This is a genomic window from Bartonella rattimassiliensis 15908, assembly GCF_000278215.1.
GTDB classification, from domain to species: domain Bacteria; phylum Pseudomonadota; class Alphaproteobacteria; order Rhizobiales; family Rhizobiaceae; genus Bartonella; species Bartonella rattimassiliensis.
Window position 1 is genome coordinate 182,718 of sequence record NZ_JH725068.1, and the last position, 3,491, is coordinate 186,208.

Here is a 3,491-nt window from a genome sequence, read left to right on the forward strand (position 1 = left end):
TTGTAATGACTTCACCTGTGCAACATTCACAGCATCAGTATCATTCGTACCAGCTGAAACACCTACGATCTGTCTGGTTATACCTTTTTCAGAATTACCAATACTGAGTGCACCAAGGCTGGATTTCCAGGCCATGCTCTGCTTATCTAAGTTCTTTCTAGTCATAGGATCATAACCTACAATAGCAGGTCCAACATTAGCTAGAGAAAATGAACCCAAAGCTATACCCGCTTTAGATAATGCTTTTGCACTGTAACCAAGTACAACCGCATCTAACTCTTTGGCTACTGCAAAGGCACCAAATGCAAGCGTATTCGGATAGCTGGCTAATGCTTCATTACCAATTGCAACCCCGTAGTTAGATTTGGCTAATGCGTTACTACCAATTGCAATCGTATGCTTAGCGCCGGTTAATGCTTCCAAACCAATAGAAATTGTACTGTCGGAGGCTGCTTCAACATATGCGCTTTGACCAAGAGCAATTGAATTTTTGCTACCAAGGCTAACATTTGCGCTATCACCAAGAGCAATTGAACTGTTGGCGTTTGAGTGAACAGTTGCCTTCCAACCAAGAGTAATTGCATTGCTGGCGCCTAATTCAACACTTGCGCTACCACCAAGAGCAACTCCACTGTTCCCTAAGACTTTTGCATTGCGGCCAATAGCAATTGAATCTGACGCACCCTCCTCTACATAGGCCTCATAACCAATGCCGATTGAATAATTACCTTTTACAACCGTACCATATGGCTTAGGTGAATCATTCCCGTCTGGTTTTCCAAAACCACCAACAGAAATACCAAATAGACCTGATGAGTAGGCTTTCCGCCCCATAACAACAGAACCATACCCGCTGTACTCCGCTCTTGCATTAGCACCAACCACTACAGACCAACCGCTGCCAGCACCTGCTTGATACCCAATAACAACCGCCTTATTTACACCTCCCTCGTCAGCTTTAATGTTTATGCCATAACCAAGAATAACAGATCTGAAAGGCGCCTCTGTACCTACCCACGTACCCTGGACGACAGAGGCCCTCTTCTCAAAATCCTCTCGCGTCCAGTCCGCGAAAGAGCTACGTTTTATTCTAGAGCTGCGTGGCATTTCCACGACGGGAAAATTTTGTGAAAAATCAGATACATTAATAACGCCAGTAGCACCTATATTCGCATCATTCTGTGCAAGCTGCTGGGCTGTAAAGTTATCACGAACAACTCGCTGTGGACTAATGAAAGATCTCTTATATTGATCCTCTATACTCAACGCATTTCTCAATAATTTATTATCATCTTTTGTCAAAACATTGATGATAGAATTATTATCCATACTCCAAAGGGCTTTGGTTAAAAAATTTTCATCGTCTTCAGAAACATTCAAACCAGCAACAGAGATGGTGCTTTGTGGATAAAACACACCAACACTTTTGACACCTCCAAGAAATCTGTTGTTAAAATTAGGATTCACTGAAAAAATAGGAGAAGCTGAAAAAACAGGAGAAATATTTGCTAAAAATACAGCCATTGCAATAAACGAAATCTCTCTTATTGCAGAGAAGGAACGAAGAAAATTTACGTCATTGCGTGTTGGTGTGGCATATATTTTTCTCATAATAAATTCTCCAAGTAAAAAATATATTAAGAACATTAAAAAGACATATTTAAGCGCTAGGGTTCTTATAAGGTTTGGTTTTTTATTTGTTCTTTATGGAATTTCAATTTATCACTGAAGCAGATGTGAGCAGTAAAACTTTCAATAAGCTTGTGATTGGTGTTGGGTAATATTTTGGTTCTTTTCGCTTTAATTAGAGTGTGTTTTTTGCAGTAAAATTTTCGGGTTTGAAAGCGGAAAGGATATAAAAAAGACATATTTGTGTACTGATATTTAAATGTGTGGTTTATAGTTTTTGAAAATTAGAGATTTATTTCGTGTGTTTAAGAAGTGATAAGGTGCTTATCGCGAGAGGATTTTTAGAACTTTGCGAGAGATTAGGTTATTCTCTGCAAAGTTGTTGTGTTTTTGTTATGAAAATGAATAAGATGCTCTTGAGTTTTAGGGTATTTCTTTATCATTCCTCGCACCTCCTCCTTTGCGGGAATTTATTCTGTTTTTGCCAGAATGAGTCTTTCTAAAATAGCTTTTTGTGATTCTACAGGATATTTAGAGAAATAGCAAGAGAAAATGAATTTTATTATTTTTACAGAATGAGTCTTTCCGATTTGTGTAATTGTAAAATTCTTATGATTCAGTGTGTAGACGGTATAAACTTAATAGAGAGAGTTTGTTTCGTTTCCTTGTTTTGAAGGTTCTATTTCTCCCAAAGTGAGTCTTACTTAATCATTATAGCTAGCTTACATTGTTATAGTTGGTTCATGCCTTGTGATTGTTCTTGCTGCTTACAGGGATCATCATAAAATAATAAAAATGGAATTTCTTTATTTTTTAAGCATATCCTCCCCATGGATATTTTCTATCAATAAAATTATAGAATATACAATTTTTAAAATACTGTGTAATCCCGTATAATATTATGAGATTATGCACTCTTTTCATTTATATGAAAGTATTACTCTTATTTAGATGAGAGTATTACTTCTATTTAAAAGTATTACTCTGAATTCATAAATTTTTTGTTAAAGTGGTACGATTCTCACTAAAATCAGTCTCACTAAACTCATGACTATAAAATATGTTATTATGAGGCTTTATTATTATCCGCCTCTATGACTCTTCTTTAGAAATACACCTTCTCTATACTATAATCTCAATATAAATTTTCGCCCTTGCCTTATCAGACAAGGGCGATAAAATGCGGTCTAATTGTCGTTTTTTTGTATTATCTGGTGTTATTGTAATTTCAGGCTTATTCCACCCCCTACACCCCAATGACCACCGGCATTGGCTGCTGATACATTCGAACGAATCTTACTATTTTCAGATGTATATCCTGCACCAATAGCAAAAGCAGACTGGCCACGCCATACACCACCCCCTACTGCAAAACTCAAAGATCCTGGGTCGTCAAAGTAACGTAAGTTAGACACTGCCAAACCAATCGCCGCTGCCTGTTTTGCCTCTTTGCGCACATTCTTAAGATCATAACTTAATACTTCAAACTTCACATCAGTATAATGGTTTGCATTCTCAAGAACAGTATCTAACTCCGCTCTTAATTGACGGCCATTAATCGCATCTGTTGAATTCTTATCAACATTACCATCAGCTAAATTGCGTATTTTTACTGAGGTCCCTCTTTCCGTACTTTGTAAAGTGATCGTATTGGTTCTATTTTTGGCCTCTGAATCAACATCGTAATTAACCGCACCATCCTGAACAACTCCTATCCTGTTTCTAAGCTCTTCTTGAGCGGTATTTATCTTGCCGCCAAGCTCTTCTTGAACGGCACCTATCTTGCCGCCAAGCTCCTCTTGAACGGCACCTATCTTGCCGCCAAGCTCTTCTTGAACGGCACCTATCTTGCCGCCAAGCTC

General features: G+C 38.0%; 1 protein-coding gene and 1 pseudogene. Both read right to left on the minus strand.

The features are described 5' to 3' along the window. A pseudogene (locus MCY_RS09685) lies at positions 1 to 1,611 on the minus strand (hypothetical protein); the annotation flags it as partial. 1,235 nt (positions 1,612 to 2,846) lie between these two features. Then, positions 2,847 to 3,491 (minus strand): YadA-like family protein (locus tag MCY_RS07270; RefSeq protein WP_007347725.1); only part of this gene is annotated, 645 nt, incomplete at its 5' end.